Here is a 309-nt window from a genome sequence, read left to right on the forward strand (position 1 = left end):
TACTTATACCCTTCGATGCACAACAGCCAACCCCCTAAATCCCCCTTATCAGGGGGACTTTTGAGACTTCGCTAAGAGGACTACTAGTGAACGTCTACTTATTTCTATTCTTCACCATAAACTTGCTTATTGCAATTCACTTTGCCAATTCCCTGTCATCAACAAACCGATTCTGGATAGGTCATCCCGAAATTCCGTTGCCTCAGTCAATCCACCCCTATACATGACAAAGATTCGATCACTCAGTGCCAAGACCTCGTCAAGTTCCGTCGAAATCAGCAAGACAGCTCGTTGCTTCCGACGTTGTTC

General features: G+C 45.3%; 1 protein-coding gene. It reads right to left on the reverse strand.

Features of this window, described 5'->3' with window-relative positions; translation table 11 throughout:
- Positions 1-126: 126 nt before the first annotated feature.
- Positions 127-309 (reverse strand): ABC transporter ATP-binding protein (locus J4G02_14320; protein ID MCE2395749.1); only part of this gene is annotated, 183 nt, incomplete at its 5' end.

The sequence above is a fragment of the Candidatus Poribacteria bacterium genome, from assembly GCA_021295755.1.
Taxonomy (GTDB): Bacteria; Poribacteria; WGA-4E; order WGA-4E; family PCPOR2b; genus PCPOR2b.